Origin of the sequence: Streptomyces sp. NBC_01477 (assembly GCF_036227245.1) — a bacterium.
Lineage (GTDB): Bacteria > Actinomycetota > Actinomycetes > Streptomycetales > Streptomycetaceae > Actinacidiphila.
This window is the reverse complement of record NZ_CP109445.1, coordinates 5581833-5608049: the sequence shown is the minus strand read 5'-3', so window position 1 is coordinate 5608049 and position 26217 is coordinate 5581833. Positions and strand designations below refer to the sequence as shown.

At 69.3% G+C, this 26217-nt stretch carries 26 protein-coding genes and 1 tRNA gene; 9 read left to right on the top strand and 18 right to left on the bottom strand.

From position 1 onward, the window contains the following. Nucleotides 1-20 precede the first annotated feature (20 nt). The 4 genes from OHA86_RS23880 to OHA86_RS23865 form a co-directional block, all read right to left on the bottom strand. Nucleotides 21-251, bottom strand: coding sequence for a hypothetical protein (locus tag OHA86_RS23880; protein WP_329178344.1), 231 nt, complete (start codon nucleotides 249-251; stop codon nucleotides 21-23). Between the two features lie 117 nt (nucleotides 252-368). Continuing rightward, nucleotides 369-1271 (bottom strand): SDR family oxidoreductase, encoded by a 903-nt coding sequence (locus OHA86_RS23875; RefSeq protein ID WP_329178342.1) that lies wholly within the window; start codon nucleotides 1269-1271, stop codon nucleotides 369-371. Next, the gene (locus OHA86_RS23870) at nucleotides 1268-2239 is read right to left on the bottom strand and encodes an alpha/beta fold hydrolase (protein WP_329178340.1); all 972 of its coding nucleotides are present in this window, start codon (nucleotides 2237-2239) and stop codon (nucleotides 1268-1270) included. Before OHA86_RS23870 ends, OHA86_RS23875 begins: the two co-directional genes overlap by 4 nt. Then, nucleotides 2236-3768 (bottom strand): flavin-containing monooxygenase, encoded by a 1533-nt coding sequence (locus OHA86_RS23865; protein WP_329178338.1) that lies wholly within the window; start codon nucleotides 3766-3768, stop codon nucleotides 2236-2238. The genes OHA86_RS23870 and OHA86_RS23865 overlap by 4 nt, the downstream gene beginning before the upstream one ends. A gap of 320 nt (nucleotides 3769-4088) precedes the next feature. Between OHA86_RS23865 and OHA86_RS23860 the strand changes: the two genes are divergently transcribed. The 5 genes from OHA86_RS23860 (at nucleotide 4089) to OHA86_RS23840 (ending at nucleotide 7658) form a co-directional block, all read left to right on the top strand. Further along, nucleotides 4089-4850: a MerR family transcriptional regulator gene (locus tag OHA86_RS23860; protein WP_443072011.1), complete on the top strand. Its 762-nt coding sequence runs from the start codon at nucleotides 4089-4091 to the stop codon at nucleotides 4848-4850. Between the two features lie 95 nt (nucleotides 4851-4945). Then, nucleotides 4946-5212 carry a DUF2630 family protein gene (locus OHA86_RS23855; protein WP_329178337.1) on the top strand — a complete coding sequence of 89 codons (267 nt, stop codon included), beginning with the start codon at nucleotides 4946-4948 and terminating at the stop codon, nucleotides 5210-5212. 14 nt (nucleotides 5213-5226) lie between these two features. After that, nucleotides 5227-5541, top strand: a complete 315-nt coding sequence (locus OHA86_RS23850) for a GNAT family N-acetyltransferase (protein ID WP_329178335.1) — start codon at nucleotides 5227-5229, stop codon at nucleotides 5539-5541. Between the two features lie 75 nt (nucleotides 5542-5616). Next, nucleotides 5617-7116 carry an AlkA N-terminal domain-containing protein gene (locus OHA86_RS23845; protein WP_329178334.1) on the top strand — a complete coding sequence of 500 codons (1500 nt, stop codon included), beginning with the start codon at nucleotides 5617-5619 and terminating at the stop codon, nucleotides 7114-7116. After that, nucleotides 7113-7658, top strand: a complete 546-nt coding sequence (locus OHA86_RS23840; protein WP_329178332.1) for a methylated-DNA--[protein]-cysteine S-methyltransferase — start codon at nucleotides 7113-7115, stop codon at nucleotides 7656-7658. Before OHA86_RS23845 ends, OHA86_RS23840 begins: the two co-directional genes overlap by 4 nt. Before the next feature lie 141 nt (nucleotides 7659-7799). Here OHA86_RS23840 and OHA86_RS23835 read toward each other — a convergent pair whose 3' ends face one another. The 5 genes from OHA86_RS23835 to OHA86_RS23815 all read right to left on the bottom strand — a co-directional run bounded on the left by OHA86_RS23835 (nucleotide 7800) and on the right by OHA86_RS23815 (nucleotide 13116). After that, a complete protein-coding gene (locus OHA86_RS23835; RefSeq protein ID WP_329178330.1) occupies nucleotides 7800-10004 on the bottom strand; it encodes an MMPL family transporter in 2205 nt (734 codons plus the stop codon). Between the two features lie 181 nt (nucleotides 10005-10185). Then, nucleotides 10186-10782 (bottom strand): TetR/AcrR family transcriptional regulator, encoded by a 597-nt coding sequence (locus OHA86_RS23830; protein WP_329178328.1) that lies wholly within the window; start codon nucleotides 10780-10782, stop codon nucleotides 10186-10188. A 282-nt stretch (nucleotides 10783-11064) separates the two neighbouring features. After that, on the bottom strand, nucleotides 11065-11721 hold the full coding sequence (locus OHA86_RS23825) for a GTP cyclohydrolase II (protein WP_329178327.1): 657 nt from the start codon (nucleotides 11719-11721) through the stop codon (nucleotides 11065-11067). A gap of 529 nt (nucleotides 11722-12250) precedes the next feature. Further along, entirely contained in the window at nucleotides 12251-12754 is a 504-nt protein-coding gene (locus OHA86_RS23820) for a hypothetical protein (RefSeq protein WP_329176865.1), read from the bottom strand. Beyond that, nucleotides 12751-13116, bottom strand: coding sequence for a hypothetical protein (locus OHA86_RS23815; protein WP_329176864.1), 366 nt, complete (start codon nucleotides 13114-13116; stop codon nucleotides 12751-12753). The genes OHA86_RS23820 and OHA86_RS23815 overlap by 4 nt, the downstream gene beginning before the upstream one ends. A 187-nt stretch (nucleotides 13117-13303) precedes the next feature. Between OHA86_RS23815 and OHA86_RS23810 the strand changes: the two genes are divergently transcribed. Beyond that, a complete protein-coding gene (locus OHA86_RS23810) occupies nucleotides 13304-13843 on the top strand; it encodes a hypothetical protein (protein WP_329176862.1) in 540 nt (179 codons plus the stop codon). Between the two features lie 204 nt (nucleotides 13844-14047). Here the strand turns inward: OHA86_RS23810 and OHA86_RS23805 are convergent, their stop codons facing one another. Further along, nucleotides 14048-14365, bottom strand: coding sequence for a helix-turn-helix domain-containing protein (locus OHA86_RS23805; RefSeq protein WP_329176861.1), 318 nt, complete (start codon nucleotides 14363-14365; stop codon nucleotides 14048-14050). Nucleotides 14366-14437: 72 nt separating this feature from the next. Here OHA86_RS23805 and OHA86_RS23800 point away from each other — a divergent pair, with 72 nt between their 5' ends. Both OHA86_RS23800 and OHA86_RS23795 read left to right on the top strand, forming a co-directional pair. Continuing rightward, a complete protein-coding gene (locus OHA86_RS23800; protein WP_329176859.1) occupies nucleotides 14438-15370 on the top strand; it encodes a hypothetical protein in 933 nt (310 codons plus the stop codon). Continuing rightward, nucleotides 15367-17190, top strand: a complete 1824-nt coding sequence (locus OHA86_RS23795; RefSeq protein WP_329176857.1) for a hypothetical protein — start codon at nucleotides 15367-15369, stop codon at nucleotides 17188-17190. The genes OHA86_RS23800 and OHA86_RS23795 overlap by 4 nt, the downstream gene beginning before the upstream one ends. A 236-nt stretch (nucleotides 17191-17426) precedes the next feature. Here OHA86_RS23795 and OHA86_RS23790 read toward each other — a convergent pair. The 7 genes from OHA86_RS23790 to galU form a co-directional block, all read right to left on the bottom strand. Next, nucleotides 17427-17500, bottom strand: a tRNA-Ala gene (locus tag OHA86_RS23790). A gap of 67 nt (nucleotides 17501-17567) precedes the next feature. Further along, nucleotides 17568-18566 carry a divisome protein SepX/GlpR gene (gene sepX, locus OHA86_RS23785; protein ID WP_329178326.1) on the bottom strand — a complete coding sequence of 333 codons (999 nt, stop codon included), beginning with the start codon at nucleotides 18564-18566 and terminating at the stop codon, nucleotides 17568-17570. 117 nt (nucleotides 18567-18683) lie between these two features. Continuing rightward, complete coding sequence (locus tag OHA86_RS23780) at nucleotides 18684-19286, bottom strand: GNAT family N-acetyltransferase (protein ID WP_443071860.1); 603 nt, start codon at nucleotides 19284-19286, stop codon at nucleotides 18684-18686. Nucleotides 19287-19300: 14 nt separating this feature from the next. Then, nucleotides 19301-19834 (bottom strand): MogA/MoaB family molybdenum cofactor biosynthesis protein, encoded by a 534-nt coding sequence (locus OHA86_RS23775; RefSeq protein ID WP_329178324.1) that lies wholly within the window; start codon nucleotides 19832-19834, stop codon nucleotides 19301-19303. After that, complete coding sequence (moaC, locus tag OHA86_RS23770) at nucleotides 19831-20313, bottom strand: cyclic pyranopterin monophosphate synthase MoaC (RefSeq protein ID WP_329178323.1); 483 nt, start codon at nucleotides 20311-20313, stop codon at nucleotides 19831-19833. The genes OHA86_RS23775 and moaC overlap by 4 nt, the downstream gene beginning before the upstream one ends. A gap of 88 nt (nucleotides 20314-20401) precedes the next feature. Beyond that, on the bottom strand, nucleotides 20402-21733 hold the full coding sequence (gene glp, locus OHA86_RS23765; RefSeq protein WP_329178322.1) for a molybdotransferase-like divisome protein Glp: 1332 nt from the start codon (nucleotides 21731-21733) through the stop codon (nucleotides 20402-20404). Next, nucleotides 21730-22638, bottom strand: coding sequence for a UTP--glucose-1-phosphate uridylyltransferase GalU (galU, locus tag OHA86_RS23760; protein ID WP_329178320.1), 909 nt, complete (start codon nucleotides 22636-22638; stop codon nucleotides 21730-21732). Before galU ends, glp begins: the two co-directional genes overlap by 4 nt. An 81-nt stretch (nucleotides 22639-22719) precedes the next feature. Here galU and OHA86_RS23755 point away from each other — a divergent pair, with 81 nt between their 5' ends. Then, nucleotides 22720-23313: a 5-formyltetrahydrofolate cyclo-ligase gene (locus tag OHA86_RS23755; protein ID WP_329178318.1), complete on the top strand. Its 594-nt coding sequence runs from the start codon at nucleotides 22720-22722 to the stop codon at nucleotides 23311-23313. A gap of 65 nt (nucleotides 23314-23378) precedes the next feature. Here the strand turns inward: OHA86_RS23755 and OHA86_RS23750 are convergent, their stop codons facing one another. Next, nucleotides 23379-26096 (bottom strand): penicillin acylase family protein, encoded by a 2718-nt coding sequence (locus tag OHA86_RS23750; protein ID WP_329178316.1) that lies wholly within the window; start codon nucleotides 26094-26096, stop codon nucleotides 23379-23381. Nucleotides 26097-26217 lie beyond the last annotated feature (121 nt).

The following is a 26217-nucleotide window of genomic DNA, read 5'->3' as shown; positions in this document are numbered from 1 at the left end:
GACTATCCCACGGCGCGACGTCAGCTCCAGTCGTCCTGGGCCTCGTCGGTGGAGTCGTCGCCCACGCGCCGGCGAGCCTGCTCCTGGCCGCTCCGGGCAGACTCGTCGAGGCGACCGCCGGAGCGCTCCGAGGCGTCCTGCCCGGCCCGCTGCGCGCTGTCGTCGGCCTGCTCGGAGCCCTGACGGCGGGCTCCCTTGGCCTTCTCGGCGTACTCGCCCGCCTTGTTCCTGATGTCGTCCATACCGCCCATGATTACTCCTCCTGGAGTGTGTGGGGATGCGGCCTCGATCAGACTTACACGGGGGGACGATCAGCGCATCCCGGGGCGATCGCGTGCGAATCTCCGCAGGTCAGCAGCGCATTGTCGTCACTGAATGTGATGTCCGACAGCGCGGGCCGACTCGTCCGCTGCTCCTCCCCGCCCGACCAGGCCGCGCTGCGCGCCGGCGTTTCGGGCCAGCGCGGGTGCCGCCCGCCGCATTTCGCGCCGCCCGAGCGCCCCGCCGATGACCGACGGCAGCGCGCCCCGCACGGACTGCATGCCGCGCAGCCACCACTGCGCGTAGACATGGGGCGAACGCCGCGCGATACCCGCCGCGATACGGTCCACGGCCGGCTCCAGCGGATAGGTGCGGTTGGCCGGCCACGGCAGCCGCGCGCGCAACTCCCGCAGCACGTCGTCCTCGTCGGCGCCGCGCACCATGTCGGTGTCGGTCCAGCTGAGATATCCGACGCCAACTGCGACGCCCTGGTGCCCGACTTCCGCGCGCAGGCTGTGTGCGAAGGCCTCCACGCCCGACTTGCTCGCGCAGTACGCCGCCATCATGGGCGCGGGTGTGAGGGCGGCGAGCGAGGCGATCTGCAGCAGATAGCCGCGGGATTCGAGCAGCGCCGGCAGGAAGGCTCGGGCGGTGGCGATGCTGCCCAGCAGGTTGACGTGGATGACGCGGTCGAACGCTTCGGGGTCGGAGTCGAGGAACGGACCGCCGGTCGCCACACCGGCGTTGGCCACGACGACGTCGATCCGCCCGAAGTGCGCGAGCACATCGGCGGCGACCTGCGCCATGGCGGCCCGGTCGGTGACGTCCGCGGTCCAGCAGGCCGCGTCACCACCCAGCGACTCGGTCACCCGCTTGAGTTCGTCCGGCTCGAGCCCGACCAGCGCCAGCCGCGCGCCGCGCGCCGCGAGCTTGCGGGCCAGCAATTCGCCCACCCCGCGGGCGGCGCCTGTCACCACCACGACCTGACCGTGCACCGATGATCGGCTCATGCGCTCTTCTCCTCCGCTACGGGGTCACTCTGTCGGGCAGCGGCGTCACCCTCCGCGTCAACTCCGGAAGGCGACACTGCGTGGGCGGCGGCCAGCGCCCGGATGACGGACTCCACAGCCGCCGCGTCCTCGATCGGCGTCATATGGCCGAGCCCGGGGAGTTCGGTCAGGCCGACGCAGTGCGGGAGGACCTCCACCATGCCGCGGGAGTGCACTTTGGGCGTGAGCTTGTCGTGGGTACCGACCAGGACGGCGGTGGGCGCGTCCAGCGCGGCGATCTCCGCGTCCAGGTCGAGGACGGCCAGCACCCGGCCCCAAGCGGCACGTTGCCTGGCCTTGCAGGCGTGCACGATCCGCGCGGTGAAGGCCACCTGCTCCCTGGTCGGGGCCTTCCCCAGCACGCCGTAGCCGAACGCCGCCCGCGACAGCGGAGTGATCGGCCCGAGCGGCAGCCGCGAGGTCAGCAGCTGCCGGTGGAAGACCCGCCGCAGCCACCGCACCGACAGGCGCGGCGGCAGCACCTCGGTCGCGCCGAGCAGCCGCCCGCTGGCGGTACTGGCGAGCAGCACCGCGGCCGTACGGCTGCGTACGGCCGGCCGCCCGAATGCCGCCATGATCGTCATACCGCCCATGGAGTGCCCGGCCAGCACCGCCCGTTCACCCTCCGGTACGACCGCTTCCAGTACGGCTTCCAGATCATCGGCCAGTACGCCGGTGTCGTAACCCTTCCGGGTGAGCGACTCCGCACTGCGGCCGTGACCCCGCTGGTCGTAGGCGATCACCCGGAAATCGGACGAGAGCAGCCGTATCACCGGCGCCCAGAAGAGGATCGAGCACGCCCAGCCGTGCGCGAGGACCACGGTGGGACCGTCGGGGCGGCCGAATTCCTCGACATGGACACGGTTTCCGCCGGGCGACACCACGTGCAGCGTCCGGCGCGGGGGCACCTCTTCGTAGGGGAGCGTCATGACGCGGCCTCCGCCCGGATCGTACGATCATCGCCCGCCTGCGCCACGTCACCCGCGGCGGGCGCTATCAGATCGTATTCGGAGATTTTCAACTGCCTTGTCGCTTGCCGGAATTCCGCGGTGGTGCCGGGCCACGCGGTCGTGTTGCGCCCGTTCGCGTCGAGATACCAGCTCCTGCAGCCGCCGGTGTTCCAGACCGTGCGGGCGGCGCGGCGCTGCATCTCCTCGTTCCACGCGGCCACTGCGGCGGGTTTGGCGTCCAGCGCAGCGGCGCCGGTGCTCGCCAGGGTGCGCATGTAGTCGGCGACGTAATTGAGCGACGATTCGATCATCAGGATCATCGAGCTGTTACCGAGGCCGGTGTTGGGGCCGATGATGAGCAGCAGGTTGGGGAAGCCGTCGACCGTGCACCCCCGCAGCGCCGCCATGCCGCCCTTCCAGTGCTCGCCCAGCGTGCGCCCGTCGGCGCCGATGACGCGGTCGCCGATCGGCATGTCGGTGACGTGGAAGCCGGTGCCGAAGATGATCGCGTCGACCTCGCGCTCGGTGCCGTCCGCCGTGACCACGGAAGAACCGCGCACCTCGGCAAGGGCGGCGGTGACGACCTCCGTGTTGGGCTGCGCGAGCGCCGGGTAATACGTGTTGGACAACAGGATCCGCTTGCAGCCGATCGTGTAGTCGGGGGTGAGCCGGGCACGCAGCGCGGGATCCTTGACCGACCGTCGCAAATGGGCGCGGGCGATGCGTTCCGCCGCCTTCATCAGCCGGGGGCGCTTCACGAACGCGCCGACCTGGAATTCCCTGATCGTCCACAGCAGCCCGCGCCTGGCCTTGGCGGTGCTCGGCACCTTGCCGTGCAGCCAGCGCTCCGCGCCGCTGACCGGGCGGTCGACGCGCGGCATCACCCACGGCGGGGTGCGCTGGATGACGGTCAGGCTGCCGACCTCCGGCTGGATGGACGGCACGATCTGGATCGCCGACGCGCCGGTGCCGACCATGGCGACGCGCTTGCCCCTGAGGTCGTAGTCGTGGTCCCAGCGCGAGGAGTGGAAGACCGGCCCCGGGAAGTCCTCGATACCGGGGATGTCGGGGATCTTCGGGTCGGACAGCGGACCGGTAGCCGACACCAGGACGTCGGCGGTCAGCTCGCCGGCCGCCGTGGTCACCTCCCAGCGCCGGGCGGCACCGTCCCAGCGCGCCTGCTTCACCTCCGCGCCGAACCGCATGTGCGGGCGCAGCCCGAAGGTGTCGGTGACGCGCTCCAGATAGGCCCGGATGTGCTCCTGCCCGGAAAAGGCGCGCGGCCAGTCCGGGTTGGGGGCGAAGGAGAACGAGTAGAGATGCGAGGGCACGTCGCAGGCGCAGCCCGGGTAACTGTTGTCGCGCCAGGTGCCGCCCACCGCCTCGGCCCGCTCCAGGACCACGAAGTCGGTGATCCCCTCGCGCCGCAGCCGTACAGCGACTCCCAGACCGCCGAATCCGGACCCGATCACCGCCACCCGCACGTGTTCGCGGTTGTCGTCGTCCATGGCACCGCCCTTCCTTCCTGCCGGCCCGTCCACGGCCGGGGGCCGCGACCGGCCCTCGTACCGCCGCACATCGTGCCATCAATCACTGGCACTGTTTGGACTGTAGGGCACGGCAGGTTACCTGCGGTAGGGGGTGGCCCGAAATCCGCGGAGAATGGCCGCGGGATGTCGGGGAAGGAACGCCGCACCAGGATGAAGCCCCTTACGCCAGCGCATAGGGTGGCCGGGTGAACGACCGCGTGGACGAGACAAGCACAGCTGCTTCCGCCGGCGCACAGCCCGGCGGGCACCCGGGCGCACGCGAATACCGTGTCGAGGAGCTGGCGGAAGCGGCCGGGATACCTGTGAGGACGCTGCGCTTCTACCGGGAGCGCCGGCTCCTGCCACCGCCCCGCCGCGACGGCCGTATCGCCTGGTATTCCGAGAACCACCTCGCCAGGCTGCGCACGATCGCCGCGCTGCTGGAACGCGGCCACACCCTCGGCGGCATCACCGAGCTGATCACCGCCTGGGAGAACGGCCGCACCCTGAACGGCGTCGCCGAACTGCTCGGCCTCGGCGGCACCCTCGCCGCCCCCTGGTCGGACGAGACGCCGGTCGTGCTCACCCCGCAGGAGCTGGCCGACTACTTCGGCGACGACGCCAGCCCGGCAAACCTGACCACGGCTCTGGAGATCGGCTACATCTCCGTCGCGGGCGAAAGCGCGCTGCACACCAGCCGCCGCCTGCTCGACGCGTCGGCCGCCCTCGTGCGCCAAGGCGTACCGCTGGCCGCGGTCCTTGCCGCGGGCCGCGAGGTACGCGACCACGTCGACGCCATTGCCGAGCTGTTCACCGAGGTCGTCAAGACCCATGTGCTCGGGTCGCTGGACGACCTGCCCCCCGAGCAGGCGCACCGCATCTCCGACGCCATGCAGCGGCTCCGCCCTCTGGCCAAGGACATCGTCGACGCCGAGATGTCGCTGGCCATGGAGCGCCGGGTGCGCCTCGAGATCGACGCGTGGCTGCGCGGCCAGGGGGTCGCCACGGATCCCGCGACAGGCCAGGCGCCCCCGACGTCCGAGGCGCCCGAGGACCCGTAGCAGCCGGGCGGGAACGGCGGACGCCCGCGCACCGCGAGCGCCGCTCCCGGTGACCTGCAAGAGTGGAGAACAGCGATCCCTGGGAGGTGTCCCCCGTGCAACAGCCCCACGACGCCAGTGCGGAGCAGGCCATACTCGGCCGCATCAGCAAGATGGTCGCCGACGAGAAGACGCTGCGCGATCTGCTCGCCGACGCCGGCCCGGAAGGCGCGGACGAACGCGAACGCCTGACCGCGCTGGAACACGAACTCGACCAGTGCTGGGACCTGCTGCGGCAGCGCCGCGCCCTGTCCGAGGCGGGCGAGGACCCCGGCTCCGCCCGCGTCCGCCCGTCCTCGACGGTGGAGGGCTACCGGTCGTGACGAATTCCGGCGCAATGGACGACGCCGAAGCAGTCTCCGTAGCCGACGCACCGCAGGACCGCCGCTACGAGGCCAGGGTCGGCGACGATCTGGCCGGTACGGCCGCGTACATCCGTACGCCCGAGGTGATCGCCTTCATCCACACGGAGGTAGGCGAGGCCTACGAGGGCCGCGGGATCGGCTCGGCGCTGGCGCGTACCGCCCTTGATGACGCCCGCACCCAGGGGTTGCGGGTGCTGGCCATCTGTCCGTTCATCGCCGGGTGGCTCACCAGACACCCGGAATACGACGATCTGCAGTTCGTTCCGGAAAGCAGCGTCACTGACTGACAGCAGCGGCGTGTCCCGACCTCGATGTCGTTTTCTCGCCAGACCGAGACGGTGACGAGGGGCGATGCTGGTGACATGCACACCGACTTCGACGCCTGCGTACGCGCTGTCCAGTCGAAGGACGCCCGATTCGACGGGTGGTTCTTCACGGCGGTGCTGACCACCCGCATCTACTGCCGGCCGAGCTGCCCGGTCGTGCCCCCGAAGGTCGAGAACATGACCTTCTACCCGAGCGCCGCCGCCGCACAGCAGGCCGGCTTCCGCGCCTGCAAAAGGTGCCGGCCCGACGCGAGCCCCGGCTCACCGCAGTGGAACGAGCGCGCCGACCTGGTCGCCCGCGCCATGCGGCTGATCGCCGACGGTGTGGTGGACCGCGACGGCATCCCGGGACTCGCCACCCGGCTCGGCTACAGCGCCCGCCAGGTGGAGCGCCAGCTGCTCGCCGAGCTGGGCGCAGGACCGCTCGCCCTGGCCCGCGCGCAGCGCGCCCAGACCGCGCGGCTGCTCATCGAGACCACCACCATGCCGATGGGCGAGATCGCCTTCGCGGCCGGCTTCTCCAGCATCCGCGCCTTCAACGACACCGTGCGCGAAGTCTTCGCCCTTGCGCCGGGCGAGCTGCGCGCCAGGGTGGCCAGGGGCCGCCCCGCGGCGACCGCGGGCTCCATCGCGCTGCGACTGCCCTTCCGCCGCCCGCTCACCCCGGACAACCTGTTCGGGCACCTTGCCGCGACCGCCGTCCCCGGCGTCGAGGAGTGGCGCGCGGGCGCCTACCGCCGCACCGTCCGCCTGCCGCACGGCGCCGGCATCGTCGAGCTGCGGCCGCTGGCCGATCACATCGGCTGCCGGCTGTGGCTCACCGACTGGCGCGACCTTGCGCAGGCGATCAGCCGCTGCCGCCGGCTGCTCGATCTGGACGCCGACCCGCTGGCGGTGGACGCGCTGCTGTCCGCCGACCCGGTGCTCGCGCCGCTGGTCGCCAAGTCGCCGGGGCGGCGGGTGCCACGGGTGACGGACGGACCGGAATTCGCGGTCCGCGCGGTGCTCGGGCAGCAGATCTCAACGGCCGCCGCCCGTACCCACGCCGGGCGGCTGGTGGCGGCCTACGGCGACGCCGTCGACGATCCCGCCGGCGGCCTCACCCACCTCTTCCCCTCGCCCGCCGCCCTGGCCGGCCACGACCCGGCGGCGCTGGCGATGCCGCAGAGCCGCCGGGACACCCTGGCGGCGCTGCTGGGCGCCCTGGAGGGCGGCGGGCTGGACCTGGACGTCGGCAGCGACTGGCAGCGCGCGAGAGCGCAGCTGACGGCCCTGCCGGGCTTCGGGCCGTGGACGGTCGAGACGATCGCGATGCGGGCGCTCGGCGACCCCGACGCCTTCCTGCCGACCGACCTGGGAGTCCGCTACGCCGCCCGCGACCTCGGCCTGCCCGCCACACCCGCGGCGCTGACCCGGCACGCCGCGGCCTGGCAGCCGTGGCGTGCCTACGCGACGCAATACCTGTGGGCAACCGGCGATCATCCGATCAACGTCCTGCCCACCGATCACCCGCAACCGGAAGGCGCTTCACGATGACGACGACAGCTCGCACAGCCACGGCGGCGACCCTCACCGCATCCGCTCATACGATCATGGACAGTCCGATCGGCCTACTGACCCTGGTTACCCGGGAGGGTGGCCTCGCAGGCCTGTACATGACGGAGCACCGGCACATCCCGCCGCAGGACACCTTCGGACCTCGGGTCGCGGCCACCGACGTCCCGGTCCTCGCCCGTACCGCCGAGCAGCTGAGCGCGTACTTCGCCGGCGAAGTCGCGGACTTCGACATCGACTTGTCGACTTCGGGCACCCCGTTCCAGCACCGGGTGTGGGCAGCCCTGCGCGACATCCCCTACGGCGCGACCGTCTCGTACGGCGAACTCGCCGCGGTCCTGGGCCAGCCCACCGCCTCCCGCGCGGTCGGCCTCGCCAACGGGAAAAATCCGATCAGCATCATCGTGCCCTGCCACCGGGTGGTCGGCGCCAACGGCAGCATGACCGGCTACGGCGGCGGCATCGAGCGCAAGCGGTGGCTGCTGAGCTTCGAGAACGGCGCACAGCAGCCGGTCCTGAGCTGACGTCAGGAGGGCGGGGCGTCAACCCGGCGCCCCCGCAAACTCACCTCGCACCCGCCATGCCGCAGGAGCGCCCCGCCGGTGGTCCGCACGCGCAGAACGAACCGGCCGACAGGGCGCTCACCCGCACGGGTGAGGTACGGCTCAGATCACAGCCGGCTCGCGTTCCTCCTCGGCAGCCGACCGCGGCTGCTCGGCGAGGGTCTTGCGCAACTGCTCGCCCTCCACGTCGACATTGGGCAGCACGCGGTCCAGCCGCCGGGGCAGCCACCATGCGGCACGCCCGAGCAGTGCGAGTACCGCGGGCACGATGGTCATACGAACGATGAACGCGTCGAAAGCCACCGCAATGGCCAGGCCGAATCCCATCATCTTGATCATCGCTTCGGACGATCCGATGAATCCGGCGAAGACGCTGATCATGATGACGGCCGCGGCGGACACCACTCGTGCGCCATGGGTGAATCCCGTCACGACCGCCTGCTGCGGCGTCTCCCCGTGGACGTAGGCCTCCCGCATCCGGGTGACCAGGAAGACCTCGTAGTCCATGGCGAGGCCGAACACCACACCGACCATGAAGATCGGCATCATGCTCATGATCGGCCCGGTCTGCTCCACCCCGATCAGGCCGGACAGCCAGCCCCACTGGAAGACCGCCACGACCGCGCCCAGTGCGGCAAGCACCGACAGCAGGAACCCGAGCGCGGCCTTGAGCGGCACGAGCACCGACCGGAAGACGATCATCAGCAGCAGGAAGGCCAGGCCGACGACCAGCGCCAGATAGGGCAGCAGGGCGTCGTTGAGCCGCTGCGAGACGTCGATGTTCATCGCGGTGGTACCGGTCACCAGCACCTCGGCGCCGGTGGCCTTCGTGAACTCACCCGAATGGCCGCGGATGACGTGCACCAGGTCCTCGGTCTGCGCGCTGCTCGGCTTGGACACCGGCACCACACTGAGCGTCGCGGCGTCACCCTTGGGGTTGAACGCCGGCTCGGTGACCGTCTTGACGTCGGCGAAGCCGGAGATCGTCTCCTTGATCTGCTGCGCCGCCGCCTTGGGACTGTCGCTGTGGGCGCCGTCGACCACGACCATGAGCGGTCCGTTGAAGCCCGGCCCGAAACCGTCGGACAGCATGTCGTAGGCCCTGCGCTGCGTGGTGCTGACCGGCTGCGAGCCGTCGTCGGGCAACCCGAGCTGCATGCTGCTCATCGGGATGGCTGCCAGCCCCAGTGCGACCACTCCGGCCAGCAGGAACGGAACGCGCCGCCGCACCACCAACCGCGCCCAGCGCGTACCCATGTTGGGCTTGCCGTCGGCGACCGCCCGGCCCTTGCGCACCTTGCGGCTCAGCACCTTGGGGCCGGCGAAGCCGAGCAGCGCCGGTATCAGGGTGAGGGCGATCAGTACGGCGAGCGCCACGGTACCCGCCGCCGCCATGCCCATCTTGCCGAGCATCGGGATGTTGACGACCGACAGTCCGGCCAGCGCAATGAGCACGGTGAGCCCCGCGAAGACCACCGCGGACCCGGCCGTGCCGACCGCGCGCCCGGCCGCGTCCTCACCGTCCCGGCCCTCCATGAGTTCATGCCGGTGACGCGAGACGATGAAGAGGGCGTAGTCGATGCCGACCGCCAGTCCGATCATCGACGCGAGTGTGGACGACGTGCTGGACAGACCGAACGTGCTCGCCAGCGCGGTGATCGACGCAATACCGACGCCGACACCCATGATCGCGGTCAGCAGCGGCAGCCCTGCGGCGACCAGTGAACTGAACGTGATCAGAAGTACGACCGCGGCAATGCCGACACCTATTGCCTCGCTGTTGCCGGTCGACGGCGACGCCTGCAGCGCGGTACCGCCTGCCTCCACGGTCAGTCCGGCGTCCCGGCCGTGCTGGGCGGCGTCCTCGATCGCCGTATGCGTGGCATCGGTGATCTCGGCGGACTTCACCTCATAGGTGACTGTCGTATAGGCGGTGGTGCCGTCCTTGCTGACCGCGTCGGCGGTGTACGGATCGGCAGCGGTGGCCTTCTGCGGGGTGTGCCCCAGTTCGGCGACGACCTGCTTCACTGCCGCCTTGTTCGGCCCGGCGGTGACCTTCTGGCCGCCGGGCGCCTTGAAGACGATGCGCGCGCTCGCGCCGTCGGCATTGGTCCCGGGGAAACGTTCATGCAGCAGGTCGAACGCCTTCTGCGCCTCGGTGCCGGGCACCGTGAAGTTGTCAGCCGGCGCGGACGGCGCGGTCGCGGCGCCGACTCCTGCGAGGCCCAGCAGCGCGACCCAGACGAGGACGACGTATCGCCGTCGCCGGAAGGCGAACCGGCCCAGTTTGTAGAGGAAAGTGGCCATGGAGGCAGGGGCTCCCGTCAGGAAGGGGCGAAAATGGGCGTGTGGAACCAGCCCGACGACGAGAGCGGCGTGTCAGGTGGGGCGGGTCAGAGGGATGATCGGAAGAGTGCGCAGTGCCGTTGGGGCATGCCGGACCGACGCAACGGTGTGCTTACACGCTGATCAGCTTTCTTGATGCGACTTATGACAGACCGAGGGCGGGGACCACCACGGCGTCGATGTATCTGTGGCTGTAATCGGGATCGGCGTCGACGCCCTCGAGGATTGGACGCGCCATTGCGCCGCCGAACAGCATGTGCGGGATGAAGTCACGCGCCGGGTTGTCGGCAGCCAGCTCACCGCGGTCCACCGCGCGCTGCACCAGGACGCGGAAACTGACCAGCTCCGGTTCGATCAGCAATTCCCGCAGGGCGCGGAAAAGGTCCTCGTTCCGGAAGGCGGCATGCGCGAGTCCGCGCATGAGCTCCTGGTCACGCTTGGCCTCGTTCTCGTCGTGGCACCGGACGAGCTCGTGCAGGTCGCCCGCGATCGACCCGGTGTCGATGTCGGCGAGCGACACCGGCTTGGAGTGCCGCAGCGCGGTGGCGACAAGTTCCGGCTTGCCCTTCCACTGGCGGTAGAGGGTGGCCTTGCTCGACCGCGTACGGGCGGCGACCGCGTCCATGGTCAACGCCTCGTAGCCGACCTCCCGCAGGAGCTCGACGACCGCCTCGTACAGTTCCCGCTCGCGCTCGGGGGTCAGGCGGGTACGACGTGCGGCAGATGCCTGAGCCGTCATGTCCTGTCCTCCGAATCCGCTGGTGGGCGGCAACAGCGTACGGCCTCGTCCTGCGCCGCGCTGACGCCACGGACCCCGCCGTCCGATGCTGCCATCGAAACGATGTCGTACACCTAGAGCGTAGACGACCCACGATCGAAACGCCACCGTTTCGATCGTGGGTCGTGTCACGCGTCCGCCGGGCAACCACACCGAGCGCCACGCAGCCGTTCCGTCGCCTATTGCGCCGCCATCGATAGGCGTCGTCCTTGCGGCGGCGACAGCGCAGGGACGACGACCGCTTCAGGCCGGCAGGGCCAGGGTGTGGCCGGTGTGCTCGACCTTGGCCCGCAGATAGCGGACATTGGCGTCGGAGACGTGCACACCGGTCGGCACTCGCTCGGCCACCTGCGTACCGAACTGCGCCAGTTGCCGCGCCTTGTCGGGATTGTTGCTCAACAGCCGGATCGCGCCCACCCCGAGAGCGGTCAGCATCTGGGCCGCGGCCGTGTAGTCGCGCTCGTCCTCACCCCGCCCCAGAGCGCGGTTCGCCTCGTACGTGTCCAAGCCGTCGTCCTGCAGCGCGTATGCGTCGAGTTTCGCGTACAGGCCAATGCCCCGGCCCTCCTGACGCAGATACAGCAGATAGCCGCCGCGCTCGCGGATACGCTCCACCGCCTCGCGCAGCTGCGGGCCACAGTCGCAGCGCTGCGAACCGAAGACGTCGCCGGTGAGGCACTCCGAATGCGGCCGCACCAGCGGCACGGCCACGTTCGCGTAATCGCCGATCCCGAGCGCCAGGTGCTCCTTGCCGTCGGCCAGGCCGGTGAAGGTGAAAACGTCCGCGGCAGTCTCCCACCCGTCGGGGAAGCGCAACGGAACTCGCACCTTGGTACGGACACCGGCGACGGCCGGTACCGCGGACGCCGCAATAGGCGCAGGACTTGCGTCTGCCGACATATCGACTCCCTCGTAAGATCTTGAAACCTCAAGCTCTTACGGCCATCGGATTATTTCCGCACCGCCACCTTGTGGCGCAGCTCACATGTCCGCCCCAACGCCTCCCTGACAGGCCGCCGTTGCGACGTCGTACGACCAGTTGCTCGTACGACGTACGAAGGACGTACGAGTGACCGCCTACGCGTCCGGCCGTGAAGCGCTCCGGGTAACCCGTGAGGAGGCGAGGCCGCTCTGGGGTCCCGCCGGGTGCCCGCGCACCCGCGCGACGCCAGGTGAGCAGTCCGCCTCGACCCGCGACCGCACATTGCCACGCGTCCGCTGCGACAGGCAGGCCCGAACCGACCTCGAAAATGACAAAAGTCCCACCGACCTTCACGGTCGGTGGGACTTCTCCGGCCCTTCTTGAATCAGCTCAAGAACGACTCCATTGTGGGGTGTTCACGAGTGACTCTGACCAGCTACGTCCAACGCCTTTGGAGATCGCTTCCCGTCCGAGAGGTGATCGTTTCCCGGCAGAGACGCAGACCGCCTATGAGACGGCGATGTCGTGCTGGTTGCTGCATGCGTCATCTCGTAGGTGCAGCCGGCGCAGGTCTTGCAGTGCGGCGACGGGGAAGGGGTGTTGAACCCACTTGGCTCGGTATCCTTCTTCGCCGTGCAGCCGCAGCACTGACTGCGCGGCGTCGATGACGGCGTGGCTCAGGGCGCTTCGGTTTTGCGTTGAGGTCCAAACGAGCGTGCCGTCGTCGTCGTTCACGTCAAAGCTCGCTGACATGTCCGGGAAGCGGTAGATCGAGATGCGTACGTCCGACCCCATGCTTCGAAGGACCCACCTGACTTCGGCCGGTTCGAGGTCGAAGGAGAACCGGTGGACGGGGTTGGGGCCGTAGAGGCCGGCAACGCCGTGAAGCACGTCGGCGAGGGCATCGGTGCAGTAGCTGACGATGTCCTTGCGCTCCGATGGACCGTCTGTGATGCGGCACGTTGCCCAGCCAGACCCGCTGAGTTCCCAGCTGAACTGGAGATCGGTCATCGTTCTCCTCCTCCCCCGCCTTGTCGATATTGGGCCAGTAGCCGGAAGAACTCGTCGATCGGTGTGGAGTCCGCTGGCGTTCTATGCTCGATGGCCGCTGCCCAGCCAAGGGAGCCGGAGATGCCGTGCTGCTCGCGCAGCCAGCGGGTGAAGTCCTCTTCGGGCCAGAAAATGAAGCTCTCGTCGATGGAGTGCACGCCGAGCGCTACTCGGTAGCCGATGAGCATGGACTGCAGGTGCTGGAGTGAGCCGTTGGGAAGCCACATGCCGGGCCGCAGGCGGATCTGCTCCAGGAAGTCGTACACGTCGGCGCACTCCTGCCAGTGCTTGACGGTGTTCTGCGCGGGGTTTTCGGTCGGCACGGGGTGAGCCTACGGCGCACGGGAGTTGTCCTTCGCTGAAGCGGTGCAGGCAGCAGTAGGCACGCGTGGTCATTTGGGGACATCTGCGGTCACACTCTGCGATCTTGATATTGCTCCCTCTACGTTTGTCTGGGACCTGGAGTGCCGCAGGTCCAGGGGTGTCGGCTGAGCGAAGGCAGGGGCCGGGATGACGTCGCTGTTCGACCGTCTGGATGTTGAAGAGGCCATCGTGCGCGGTGAGTTGGCCGCACTGCGCGACAAGGTCGCGCAGGCGGAGGAGCGGCTGGCCCACCTGTCGATCACCCGGGAGACGTTGCTTTCCCTCACGGGTGAGGAGCATGTCATCGACGGGCGTGGGGAGGCCGGGCCGCAAGAGCACGACCCGGTCGGCGCAGGCAGTACCCCGCAAGCAGGAGCTCTGAAGGGACGGCCTGCTGGTGCTTCTGGTCCGGACGAGGCCCCGCCATCTTCGGGTCGGCTGGGTTGGGAGGTCGCCCGAGAGCGGATGCTGGTGCTTCTGGCGGGGGCAGGGCGGGCGATGAAGGTCCAGGACATCGCTGCGGCGATCGGCGAGGACGTCACGGACACTTCGAAGGGGCGGAGAGTCGAGACGACCCGGTCCCGGTTGAAGACGCTCGTCAAGGAAGGCCAAGTAGTCGAGGGGCCGACCGCCTGGTTCGCAATCGCCCCCGCCGGAGACCGGCAGCGGAGGGATGCCAGGGAGTGAATCTGGGCCGCGAGCGCGCGGCGTTTTCAGGTGGCACCGCCGAGGGACTACCAATCAGCTCGGCGGTGCCGGGTGCGTGAGCGCCCGCCTGGCAGGTGGCTCCCGCGCGTCCGAGGGTAGTTGAGGCGCTCTCCCCTCGGCGTGTGAGCCACGAACTTCGTCATGCCCGGTCGTCCTTTGGCGTCTTCGGGCGTGGATCGAGGCTCAATGCGTTCTCTTCCGATCGATGTTGCTGCTGTCCGGCCACAGGTTGGCGCCGGTGAAGTGGGCGAGGCGGGCGACGGTGGCCACGTCCGGCCAGGACCGTCCCGTGAGAAGGTCGGCTACGGCCTGCCTGTTCACTCCGGAGCCGGCGGCGGTTGCGCGCAGGCTCAGGCCCCGGTCGACCAGGACCCGGGTGAGAGTGCGGGCGATGTGGCGGACCGCTTCGGCGGCCATGTCGGCGCTTGGCTGTTCGGGCCAGGCTTCCGGATCGTCGGTCAGCTCCCTGGGGGAGCGTGCGCGGGCGCGTCCGCCGACCATGCGCGCACCATCCTGTCCGTTGAAGTTGATCAGCTGTGGAATGGCTGCTTGTCCAGCCGGTATGCATGGACCGTGGTCCTTGATCCCGTCACGTCCGCGAAGATCACCCGCTACCAGCCCAAGAGCGCTCCGCCGGTCTGGGCCGAGGTCGCGCCGGTGGTGCGGTCGATCATCGCCGCGGCCGTGACAGCCGTGCCCTATGACGTGGAGCGGCTGCTGCACGTGGTCGGCAGGCTGGCGTTGTGGGCCGAGGCGTCGGGGATCGAGCGGTCTGCGGACGCGTGGTTGCGCAACGAGGTGATCGACGCGTTCGTGCTCTCGCGGGCTGGGGAGATCGAATCGTCGTCGGTACGGACGTACCGGACGTGGCTGTTGCGCGTACGTGACGCCCTGGCCTGGAGCGAGCGCGGGGAGGCGCCTCCGGCCCGGATGCACGCCGAGGTGAGTCCGCACCAGCCCTACACGGCAGGCGAGTTGGCGGGACTGCGGCACTGGGCCACCCATCTGCCCTGGCAGCAGAGGACCGACGCGCTCGCGCTGCTGGGGCTGGGTGCCGGTCTGGGGCTGACGCCGAAGGAGGTTGCGGCCAGTCGGGGCATCGATCTGCGCCGTCCGAGCGTCGACGGGCCGCTGCTGCACAAGGGCGTCGAGCGGCTGGTCCCGCTCGTCGCCCGGGCCGCATGGGACACGGTCCTGGGCGAACTGGCGGAGAGGGCTGGCGGCGGGTACTTGTTCCGGCCGAGGCGGACCGTCGAGTACGCGAAGAACCTGATCGGCTCCTGGTCCCTGATCCACCGGCCGCCGCGGGATCTGCCTGCGGTGTCGGTGGGCCGGTTGCGGGCGACGTGGATCGTCGAGTTGATGCGTGCGCATATCGATCACCATCTGATCGCCCAGGCGGCCGGCCTTGCTTCCGCCGCGTCCCTGGCCCGCTGGCAGCACCTGGTGCCACCTGTGGACGAGGTGACTGCGGCCCGGCTCTTGCGAGGCGCGGAGGAGCGGTGACCAGGCCCCGGGCGTGGCGGAACCCGGAAAAGATCAGGCAGTGCCGTCCGCGGCCGGTCACCGATGCACCCTTCGCGATCCCCGAGTCGAAGGTCGGCCAGCTCGATGCGCTCCTGCACGAGTCTGGAGTGCTTGAGCTGATCGACACCGAGCTGCAAGGCCGACCAGGTCCGAACGGGCTTCCGGTCCGGACCGTGCTGGTGGGGTCGCTGCTGGCGTTGCACTATCACCGCAGCGCCAGCCTCGCGGACGTCTGCAGAGTGCTGCTCGATGAGCTGCGGCCCCCCGCGCGGTCGTGGCTCGGCGTCCCGGACGGCAGCCGTGCCGACGACCACGCGAGGATCGCGTTCTCCCGCCGTGTCTACCGCTCCTTCGACCGGCTGACCACCGCCCTCGACCCCCTGCGCTGCGACCGGCGACGCCGGCTTCCCGCCGAGGAGGCCCGCGTCGTGGCAGCCGCCTGGGAGGACACGGACGCAGAGCGCACACGCCGACGGGAGCTGCTGCAAGAGGTCAGTGACCGTCTGGTGCTGATCACCGTCCGCCTCGCTCACCGCCGGGGCCTGTTCAAGGGCTGGCGGGGCGACATCGCCGCCGACACCACCCCGATTCCCGCCTGGCACCAGCCGCCCCAAGAACGACGCGGCTTGGCCTCCGTCGAACTCACCGCCGGCTGGCACTACTGCGGAGGCTCCGAGGAAGGGATCTTCGGACACTCCGCCAGCCTTCTGGTCGCCTCCAGCCGACGGCACCCCGCAGGGCACCCGCAGGCCGGTGAACGCGTCAGCCGCCATCCGCAACTCGCACTCGGCCTCGTCCTGGACACACCGGGCAAACGCATCGGCCCCAACGCGGTCCACTCCCTCGCCCGGCTGGCCCCGTTCGGCTTCCCCAGAGGTCTGCTGGCGGCCGACCGCGCCTACACCGACCAGGTCACCGAGCACTTTGCCCAGCCGGTCCGCACCATGGGCTACCAGCTGGTCCTCGACTACAAACAGCAACACCGGGGTGTCCAGGGCACCCACCATGGTGCCCTTCTCGTCGACGGATCGCTCGCCTGCCCCGCCATGCCGGACGCGCTGGCCCACGCGACCACCGGGCTCGACGACAAAGCCGTACGCGGCATCGACAACAGCCCCGAGCTCGGCGATCTGATCACCGCCCGGGAGCCGTACTTCCTCAGGCTCAAGCAGTCCGCGGACGAGCGGGGCGCGATCAGGCTCCAGTGCCCGGCCAGCGGGCCCTCGCCCGCCGTGTCGTGCCCCCGCTTCAACCAGGTCCACCACGTCCCGGCACCGCGGCCGGCCGTGGTGGACCTCAACAACAAGCGGGCCACCGCCGCACACGCCGCGGCCAAGCCCACCGTCCCGATCCCGCAAGGCGAACGGCTGCGGCCACTGCCCAAAAACGAGCTGCCACGGATCTGCCAGAAACCCACGATCACCGTCCGTCCCGGCGCCCTCGGCAAGCTCGACAAGTTCCGCCAGGACCGGCACTACCTCCACCCCACCTGGCAGGACGCCTACCGGCCCGAGCGGGCAAACATCGAGGGCCTCAACGGCAGGGCCAAGAGCCACGGCATCGACATCTCCGACCCCACCAAGCGGCCCGCCCACGGCCGCGTCGCGCAGACCATCCTGCTCGCGCTGATGATCTGCAGCATCAACCTGCACATCCTCTTCGCCTGGCAACAGACCAGCGGAGCCCGAGCGACCGCGACCACCCTGGAAGTCGTCACGATCACTGGATCGGCAGCCCAGACACCCCGCGAGGCCGGCCTGCCGCCACCCGCAGAGCCGAAGATCCGCACGACCACGTGAGACGCCAGCACCACCAGCCGGGCTCACACGCGCCCACCGATGGTCCCCGAACGCCACACGCACCGGAACCACCCCGAAACCTCAAGCTGACAACCGCCAGGCAACCGCCTCCGACACTGGCCACGTTCGGACAGCGCCTCGAACAGACCCCGGAAACGCCAAAATCCCGCCCGATCAATCAGATCGGACGGGATCTCGTCAACCGCTCACCAGATAACTCGTGAACAGTCGTGCGGTGGACCTGAGGGGATTCGAACCCCTGACCCCCTCGATGCGAACGAGGTGCGCTACCGGACTGCGCCACAGGCCCTTGCAACGAAGGAAACTCTAGCATCCCGGCGCGGGTGGTCGTGAACGCGATATGGCTGACGGGAAGGCTACTCGTTGGCCGCACGCGGCCGGTCGGGGTCGGCGTACTGGTCGAAGAGCGGGGTGCGGGCGGTCCGCGGGCGCGGGCGGCCGGTGGGGGCCGCCGGGGGCACGGTGGGCTCGGGGGTCGGGGTCGTACCCGACCGGGCGGAGCTCCAGGTGTCGGGCGCGCCCAAGTCCACGCCGCCGGTGGTACGCGGAGCGACCGGGGCGGTGACGTAGGTCGGCAGCGGCACGGGTACGGGGTCCCAGCCGTCGTCGGCCGACTGCTGGGCGCGCTGCTGGTCGACCCACTCGGCGTGGTCCGTCTGCTCGACCAGCGCCCGCCGGTCGGCGGTACGCGGCGAAGGCGCCGGGGCCGCCGGGACGGGAGGCGCTTCCTGAACGGGCGGGGCCGGCAGTTCGGCGCGTACCCTCTCCGGGCGGCCGCGGTCAGGCCGGGCACGCAGCCGGCGCGCCGCCTCCGCGGCGTGTCGCTGGTCCAGGCGCACTTCGTACCGGCGGCGCTCCTGGCGGCGCATCTGGCCGATGTAGACCGTCAGCAGTGCGGCCGGGACCGCGGGCACCCAGAGCAGCGCCACGCCACCCACTGCGGCGGCGACGGCACCGACGGTGAAGGCGAGGAAGAGCATCGTGGTCGTACGGCGCCGCCGGGCCAGTACCTTGGCGCGGGGGTCCGGCCTTGCCGGGCCGGACGCCGTCGTACGGTCGCGGCCGGCGGCCGGGCGCACCTCGGTCGCGGGCACGGCAAGGCCGCGGACGTCCACGACATCCGCGGGGTCGAGGTCGTCCTCGACGTCGTCGTCACCGGGCTCGGCGCTCTCACCTCGCGCTTTCGCGACACGCCGCTCCATCGCCGCCCGCCCGGACAGCAGCCGGATGGCGGTACTGAAGCGTTCTGTCGGACGCGCTTCGTTGAGCTCGTCCTGCCTACGGAGCCACATCGGCACCAGATAGGCAGCCCAGGCCCCGACGATGACTGCATAGATGAGGCCGCTACTGCTCACGCGCTACACGGTAGGGGGAACCGGGACACGCCATACGGAATTTGGCCCGGTGTGTCGCACGATCTGGCTGATAAGCCGAGATTTTTTTGCGATAGACTTCATTTTCGAACAATTGTCTTATTTCTGGGACGCGCCAGGCTTCGCCTGGTGCCAGCGATTGAGGAGCCCCTCGGGTACTTCCTCCGCAGTCAGCGCGTAGACCAGGTGGTCCCGCCATCCGCCGTCGATATGGAGATACCGCGGGCGGAGCCCTTCCTCCCGGAAGCCCAGCTTTTCCGCCACCCGGCGACTCGGCCCGTTCTCGGGGCGAATGCACACCTCTACACGGTGCAGCCCGACACGCCGGAAGCAATGGTCGACGGCGAGTGCGACGGACGTCGGCATCACCCCGCGGCCTGCCACCGCCTCGTCCACCCAGTAGCCGACGTGCGCGGAGCACATCGACCCCCAGGTAATGCCCGCGACAGTGAGCTGGCCCGCCAGCCGCCCCTGGTAGTCGATGACGAACGGCAGCATGCGGCCGGCGCTCGCCTCGCCGCGCAGATGACGCACCATTTGTCGATATGTCGGCCGCTGTGCGATATGACCGGGCGGTGCGGGCGGCACGGTCGCCTCCCAGGGGCGCAGCCACTCGCGGTTGCGCCGGTTGACCTCACGCCACGCGCGCTGATCTCGCATTCTGATGGGGCGAAGGGTGATGTCACCGTCCACCAGCTCCATCGGCCAGGTCCCGTTCAGCTCGGTCTCCCAGGGACTGAAGGTTCCGAAGTTACGGAAGTCGGATGATCGCCGCCCCGAATCTGATCAACTGCGTGCACCAGGAACGGGGTGAGTACGGTCAGCCCGTCCTTGACGCCGCCGGTCGATCCGGGGAGGTTCACCACCAAGGTGCGGCCGGCGACCCCCGCGACGCCACGGGACAGCGCGGCGGTGGGCACCTTCTCCCGGCCCTGGGCTCGGATCGCCTCGGCAATACCGGGGATTTCGTAGTCCAGCACCTGCCGGGTCGCCTCAGGCGTGCGGTCCGTCGGTGAGATACCGGTGCCTCCGGTCGTGACCACCACGTCGTAGCCGGCCTCGGCTGCCGCCCGCAGCGCCTGACCGACCGGCTCACCGTCCGGGACGACCTGCGGCCCGTCGACCGTGAACCCGAGAGTCTGCAGCGCCGCGACGATCAACGGGCCGCCACGGTCCTTGTACACTCCCGCGGCAGCGCGATTGGACGCGGTGACGGCGAGTGCCCGAAGCGCACCGGTCCCAGCGGTCATGACCGTTGCCAGTCGCCGGACTTGCCGCCGGTCTTGTCCTCGACCCGTACGTCGGTGATGACCGCCGACTTGTCCACGGCCTTCACCATGTCGACGACGGTGAGCGCCGCGACACTGACAGCGGTCAGCGCCTCCATCTCCACACCGGTCCGGTCCGTGGTCTTCACCGTGGCAGTGATCTCCACCGCGTCGTCCGCGACAACCAGGTCGACGGTGAGACCCGAGATGGCCAGCGGATGGCACAGCGGAATCAGTTCGGGGGTCCGCTTGGCACCCATGATGCCCGCGATCCGCGCCGTGGCAATTGCGTCGCCTTTGGGCATACCGACGCCGCGCAGCAGTTCCACGACGTCGGAGCTGACCAGGACGCGCCCGGTCGCACGGGCGGTGCGGGCGGTGACGTCCTTGGCCGACACATCGACCATACGGGCCGCGCCTGCCTCGTCGAGGTGGGTGAGGTGGTGCTGCGCGCTGCTCATCGTTCTCCCGGTACGGTCTCTAGGGCAGACACCGTACCGGCAGCTGCGGCTCCCCGCCCCGGGGCCCCGCGCGCACCGGCGGGAAGCGCTAGTCCAGCACCACGACGTCGACCTCGCTGCCGGCCTCCAGCGAGGTCACGGCCTCCGGGACGACGATCAGGGCGTTGGCGTGCGCGAGCGCCGCCACAAGGTGGGATCCCGCTCCGCCCACCGCCGTGACAGTGCCCGAGGCCTGGTCGTACCGGCCGCGCAGGAATTGACGTCGTCCTTCCGGCGACTTCTCGACCGGGGTCACGCACGCTGCGCGTACGACGTCCCGGTGCACGGATCCGGCGCCCATCAGGGTGCGGACGGCGGGGCGGACGAAGAGTTCGAAGGAGACGTAGGCACTGACCGGGTTGCCGGGCAGGGCCAGCAGCGGGATGCGCTCGGGACCGATCCGGCCGAAGCCCTGCGGCTTGCCCGGCTGCATGGCGAGCCTGCGGAATTCGACCCGCCCAGGACTGCCGCCAGGACCGTCCTCGGCGTCGCCCATTGCGCCGCCGAGCGAAGACAGCGCTTCTTTTACGACGTCATACGCGCCGACACTCACACCGCCGGTCGTGACGATGATGTCGGCGCGGATCATCTGGTCCTCGATGGTGGCGCGCAGCGTTTCGACCTCGTCGATGACGGCGCCGACGCGATAGGCGATGGCTCCGGCGTCACGGGCAGCAGCGGTCAGGGCGAAGCTGTTGGAGTCGTGGATCTGGCCGGGACCGAGTTCTTCGCCCGGTTGCACCAGCTCGCTGCCGGTGGACACCACGACGACCCGCGGGCGCGGCCTGACGGTGACGGAGCCGCGGCCGATGGCCGCCAGCAGGCCGATCTGCGGGGCGCCGAGGACCGTGCCCGCGGCGAGCGCCAGCTCGCCCGCCGCGACGTCGCTGCCACGGGCACGGACGAACTGCCGCTCTTTTGCCGCCTGGTGCACCCGCACCTCGCCGCCGGCGCCGGCCGGGTCGACGCTGTGCGCGGCCATGGTGGTGGCCGGCCCTCCGCCGGTGCCCCCGTCCGTCCATTCGACGGGGACAACGGCCTCGGCTCCGGGCGGCAGCGGGGCGCCTGTCATGATCCTGGCGGCCTGGCCCGGACCGACCGTGGGCAGCACATCGCTGCCCGCGGCGACATCGCCGATCACTTCAAGGACTGCAGGCTGTTCGAGCGTCGCAGCCTTGGTGTCGGCGACACGTACTGCGTAGCCGTCCATGGAGCTGTTCTCGAACGGCGGCAGCGCCACCGGCACAGTGACGTCCTCGACCAGCACACACCCCTGGGCGTCGAGCAATTGCAGCTCGATCGGCTCAAGCGGGCTCAGTTGACCCAGAATGCTGTCCAGGTGTTCAGTGACGGACCACACACGGTCGGCGCCATGACTCACTCTTGCATCTCCTCAGTGACGTACGCACGCAGCCAGGTCCGGAAATCCGGCCCCAGATCGTCACGTTCGCATGCCAGTCGGACAATCGCACGCAGGTAGTCACCTCGATCGCCGGTGTCGTAGCGGCGGCCGGTGAAGACGACGCCATGTACCGGGCCGCCCGTGTCGTCCCGGTGGGAAAGATCACGCAGTGCGTCGGTCAGCTGGATCTCGTCATTGCGGCCGGGGACGACCTTCCGGATAGCGTCGAAGACGGCAGGATCCAGGACGTACCGGCCGATGATCGCGTAACTGGAGGGCGCCTGATCACTGTCGGGCTTCTCCACCAGGTCAGTGACACGTACGACGTCGCTGTCCGCGGTGGGCACTATGGCGGCCGCACCGTAGAGATGGATCTGCTCCGGGGCCACCTCCATCAGCGCGATCACGCTGCCGCCGTACTGCTCCTGCACGTCGATCATGCGGGCGAGCAGCCGGTCTCGGGGGTCGATCAGGTCGTCGCCGAGCAGTACGGCGAACGGCTGGTCCCCCACGTGTGGTTCCGCGCACAGCACCGCATGGCCCAGGCCCTTGGGGTCGCCCTGGCGCACGTAATGCATGGTGGCCAGGTCGCTCGACTCACGCACCCTCGCGAGCCGCGACTCGTCACCCTTGCGGGTGAGCGCCTCTTCCAGCTCGTAGTTGCGGTCGAAGTGGTCCTCCAGGGGCCGCTTGTTCCGACCGGTGATCATCAGCACATCGGACAACTGCGCCGAGACGGCCTCCTCGACCACGTACTGAATCGCCGGCTTGTCCACCACAGGGAGCATCTCCTTGGGTGTCGCCTTTGTCGCCGGCAGGAAGCGGGTGCCGAGACCGGCTGCGGGGATGACAGCCTTGCTGATCCGGGTACGTGTGTGCGTCATGCGCTCCACCATAGCGTTCGTGTATGCGCGGAAGATGCCGTACCTGTGGATCACAGCTGGTATACAGCGGTCGTGGATGGTATGAGCGGGATCCGGACGCAAAAAGCGAAGCTGCGGGCACACATCCTGCGCACAAGGGCCGGGTTGACCGCCGGTGAACGCGAGGCGGCGGCAACGGCCCTGAGGGAGAGGGTACTTGCCCTTCCCGAGTGCGCTGGCAAGGGAGCTGTCGCCGCCTACGTCTCCATGGGCACGGAGCCCGCCACAGGGCCGCTCATCGAGGCGGTGCGGAACGCGGGGACCCGCGTGCTGCTGCCCGTCCTGCTAGCGGACAACGACCTGGACTGGGCCGAGTACAGCGGTCCCGACGCCCTGGTACGTACGAGGCGCGGGCTCTTCGAGCCGACCGGCCCACGACTGGGACCTGACGCCGTCACCCAGGTCCGGCTGGTCCTGCTGCCGGGTCTCGCGGTGGACGCGCACGGCGTGCGCCTGGGCCGCGGCGGCGGCTCGTACGACCGCGCGCTCGACCGCATCCGGCAGGCGGGCACGCGTCCGGCGCTCGTCGTGCTCGTCTACGCGCACGAGGTGGTCGCATCGGTCCCGAAGGAACCGCACGACCACCTCGTGGACGCCGCACTCACCCCTCAGGGAGTGCACGGTTTTCGCGCTTGACGTTTTCCGTCACAAGGACGCGGCGTTCTGGCCGGGCCGTGTTTTCGCGCACCATGTACGGCGGGTTACGGCGTGAGCGCCATCTTCGCCTTGGCCGCGCCGTCCACCTGATCATCGGAGAAATACCAGGGCAGCAGCTCGTTGTTGGCCCACTTGTCGGTCTGGTCGGTGTAGTGGGCGTTGTACGCGTGACCTGACGCACCGGTGAGGTTGATCCAGCGGGACTTGTCGAAGTCCTGAAGGTTGACGATCATCCGCATGGAGGGCACCCAGACGACGTCGTATCCGCCCGCCGCATTCCAGCCGGTCGCGTCCACCGCCGCCTCTCCCCCGCTGAGCTGCCAGGGGCCCCGGTTGAGCATCCACTTGATCACACCCGGGCCGTCCGTTCCGAGCGTCTGGTTCTTCAGGTCGAGCTTGTGCAGCCGGCCCCAGCTCCAGGTGTTTATGTCCTTGCCCAGATTGGCGGTGAGCTCGTAGCGGGCGTCTTTCATGGCCTGCTCGAGCAGCTGGTCGCGGTCGCTGTGGTGCGCCTTGTTCGTGTCCGTGCCGAAGAAGGCAGTGGTGGACATGGTCCACCAGGCGTTGGTCGGGTCGGGAAGGATGTTGCGCATCACCTCGAACCACCGGTCACCGCCGTCCGGCTGGGCCTCGGCCGGGTCGCGCTCGCCGCACTCCTGCACGGTGACGACGCCCTTGCCGTCGAGGTTGTCGACCGGTCCGGTCTGACCGACGGGTGGCACTCGCAGGCACTGGCCCTCGGGTCGCAGTTCCTTCGGCAGCTTGTTGCCGAAGGCGAGCTTGAGCACATTGCGCCATACCGCGTTGAAGTACGCCGCGGGAGCGGAGTCGGCGTCCTGGTTGTAGTCCCAGCCCTCCAGCAGCTTCTGTGCGTCACGCACATAACTGTTCTTGTCGTTGGAGATGTCGACTTTCAGAAGATAGGGAACCAGCAGCTTGGCGATCTCGCTGCTGTCGTCGCCCTGCATCGACTGCATGTCGTCCATCGAGACCTTTCCACCGTCCTTGATCTTGGAGGCGATGAGGTCGTTGATGCGCTGGCTGCGGGTGCCGTATCCCCAGTCCTGGGTGAGCAGGAACGGGTACTTGCTCTGGTCGATGACCGCCTGGTTCGCCGTCACAATGTATCCACGCTTCGGGTCGTACTCGTACGGCATGGACCTGAACGGAATGTACTTGCCCCAGTCGTAGTGCGAGTCCCAACCGGGCACGGGATACGTGCCGTCGTTGCCGGCAGGACGGATCGGTACCTGCCCGGGGGCCTGGTAGCCGATGTGGTTCTTGGTGTCCGCGTAGATGAGGTTCTGGGACGGCACCGCGAAGTCGGCTGCGGCGGCCCGGAACTTGTCGAAGTCCGTCGCCCTGTCCAGTTCGAAGACGGCGTCCATCGTCTTCGAAGGGGACAGCGCCGTCCATTTGAGGGCGACCCCGTATCCGGAGTTGACCCCGCCCGGCGGATCCGTGACGGGCGCGATCTGTCCCACCTCACGGATCTCGTCACTGCGGTCGGAGATCAGCGGACCGTTGTTGGTCCCCCGCACGGTGATGACCCGGTCCTTGCCGCCGGCGACCTTGATGACCTCCTTGCGGGTCGTGAACGGCTTCTGCTTCCCGTCGCGGAGGTACGTGGTCGCGGTCACCTTCTCCAGGTACAGGTCGGTGACGTCCGCACCCAGGTTGGTCAGCCCCCAGGCGATGTCCTGGTTGTGACCGATGACGACACCGGGCAGGCCCGAGAAGGTGTAGCCGGCCACGTCGTACGGGCAGGCGTCGCTCACTGTGCGGCAGTGCAGACCCATCTGGTACCAGAGCGACGGCAATTGCGGCGCCAAGTGCGGGTCGTTCGCCAGCAGCGGTTTGCCCGTGGTGGTGTAGGCGCCGGACACGACCCACGAGTTGGAGCCGATGCCGCTGCCGGACGGACCGAGCATCGCCGGCATCTGGTCGATGATCTGCGAGATTCCGGCAAGCTGGCTGTCGACGGTGTTGCTCAGCCCCTGCGGACCGGAGGAACCCGCCGGCTTGTATTCGCCGGTGATCGCATCGACGGAGCCCGCGTCGACGATCGGCTGGTTCCGGTCGTAGGGATAGGCGGGGTAGAGCTCCTTGACCTGCGCCTGGCTGAGCCGGCTCGTCATCAGCGCCCGGTCGATTTCGTCCTGCATATTGCCGCGGAGATCCCACGCCATCGCCTTGAGCCAGGCCACCGAGTCAACGGGTGTCCACGCCTCCGGCTTGTAGTTGTTGCTGAACTTCAGCGCCGCGTACTCGACGGAGAGTCCGGCACCGCTGTGGTCGCTGAGGTACGCGTTGACACCGTCGCTGTAGGCCTGGAGGTACTGCTTGGTGGAGGCGTCGAGCTTGTGGTCGTACTCCTCCTGCGCGATGCCGTGCCAGTTGAGAGTGCGCAGGAAGGCGTCCGTCTCGACCTGGCCCTTGCCGAACATCTCCGACAGCCGTCCGGAGGTGAGGTGGCGGCGGACGTCCATCTCGTAGAAGCGGTCCTGCGCCTGGACGTAGCCCTGGGCGCGAAAGAGGTCCTGGGGGGTGTCCGCGTAGATCTGCGGAATGCCGTACGCGTCGCGCTTGACGTCGACCGGCGCGGACAGGCCTGCCAGCTTGAGCGAGCCGGTGGTCTGCGGGAACGAGGCACGCACCGTGCTGACGCTCCAGTACGACCCGTATCCGATGCCCGCCACGAGCAGCAGCACGATCGCGATCACGATGAGGCGTACGCGGCGGGATTTCTTCCGTGCGGGCATCGCTGTCCTTCGAGGGGCAGGGCGGACCAGATGATCAAGGTGCTCGTTGTGCAAGGGCAACCATAGGCGCATGCCTTGTGGGCCCCGGACTCGGAGTCGGGCCTGCCATAAGGTGGACCAT

Bases quoted from the DNA above. Each gene is read 5' to 3' on its own strand.
- OHA86_RS23880 (WP_329178344.1), bottom strand. From the start codon at position 251: ATGGGCGGTATGGACGACATCAGGAACAAGGCGGGCGAGTACGCCGAG.
- OHA86_RS23875 (WP_329178342.1), bottom strand. From the start codon at position 1,271: ATGAGCCGATCATCGGTGCACGGTCAGGTCGTGGTGGTGACAGGCGCC.
- OHA86_RS23870 (WP_329178340.1), bottom strand. From the start codon at position 2,239: ATGACGCTCCCCTACGAAGAGGTGCCCCCGCGCCGGACGCTGCACGTG.
- OHA86_RS23865 (WP_329178338.1), bottom strand. From the start codon at position 3,768: ATGGACGACGACAACCGCGAACACGTGCGGGTGGCGGTGATCGGGTCC.
- OHA86_RS23850 (WP_329178335.1), top strand. From the start codon at position 5,227: ATGGACGACGCCGAAGCAGTCTCCGTAGCCGACGCACCGCAGGACCGC.
- OHA86_RS23845 (WP_329178334.1), top strand. From the start codon at position 5,617: ATGCACACCGACTTCGACGCCTGCGTACGCGCTGTCCAGTCGAAGGAC.
- OHA86_RS23840 (WP_329178332.1), top strand. From the start codon at position 7,113: ATGACGACGACAGCTCGCACAGCCACGGCGGCGACCCTCACCGCATCC.
- OHA86_RS23835 (WP_329178330.1), bottom strand. From the start codon at position 10,004: ATGGCCACTTTCCTCTACAAACTGGGCCGGTTCGCCTTCCGGCGACGG.
- OHA86_RS23830 (WP_329178328.1), bottom strand. From the start codon at position 10,782: ATGACGGCTCAGGCATCTGCCGCACGTCGTACCCGCCTGACCCCCGAG.
- OHA86_RS23825 (WP_329178327.1), bottom strand. From the start codon at position 11,721: ATGTCGGCAGACGCAAGTCCTGCGCCTATTGCGGCGTCCGCGGTACCG.
- OHA86_RS23820 (WP_329176865.1), bottom strand. From the start codon at position 12,754: ATGACCGATCTCCAGTTCAGCTGGGAACTCAGCGGGTCTGGCTGGGCA.
- OHA86_RS23810 (WP_329176862.1), top strand. From the start codon at position 13,304: ATGACGTCGCTGTTCGACCGTCTGGATGTTGAAGAGGCCATCGTGCGC.
- OHA86_RS23805 (WP_329176861.1), bottom strand. From the start codon at position 14,365: ATGGTCGGCGGACGCGCCCGCGCACGCTCCCCCAGGGAGCTGACCGAC.
- OHA86_RS23780 (WP_443071860.1), bottom strand. From the start codon at position 19,286: ATGGAGCTGGTGGACGGTGACATCACCCTTCGCCCCATCAGAATGCGA.
- OHA86_RS23775 (WP_329178324.1), bottom strand. From the start codon at position 19,834: ATGACCGCTGGGACCGGTGCGCTTCGGGCACTCGCCGTCACCGCGTCC.
- moaC (WP_329178323.1), bottom strand. From the start codon at position 20,313: ATGAGCAGCGCGCAGCACCACCTCACCCACCTCGACGAGGCAGGCGCG.
- galU (WP_329178320.1), bottom strand. From the start codon at position 22,638: ATGACGCACACACGTACCCGGATCAGCAAGGCTGTCATCCCCGCAGCC.
- OHA86_RS23755 (WP_329178318.1), top strand. From the start codon at position 22,720: ATGAGCGGGATCCGGACGCAAAAAGCGAAGCTGCGGGCACACATCCTG.
- OHA86_RS23750 (WP_329178316.1), bottom strand. From the start codon at position 26,096: ATGCCCGCACGGAAGAAATCCCGCCGCGTACGCCTCATCGTGATCGCG.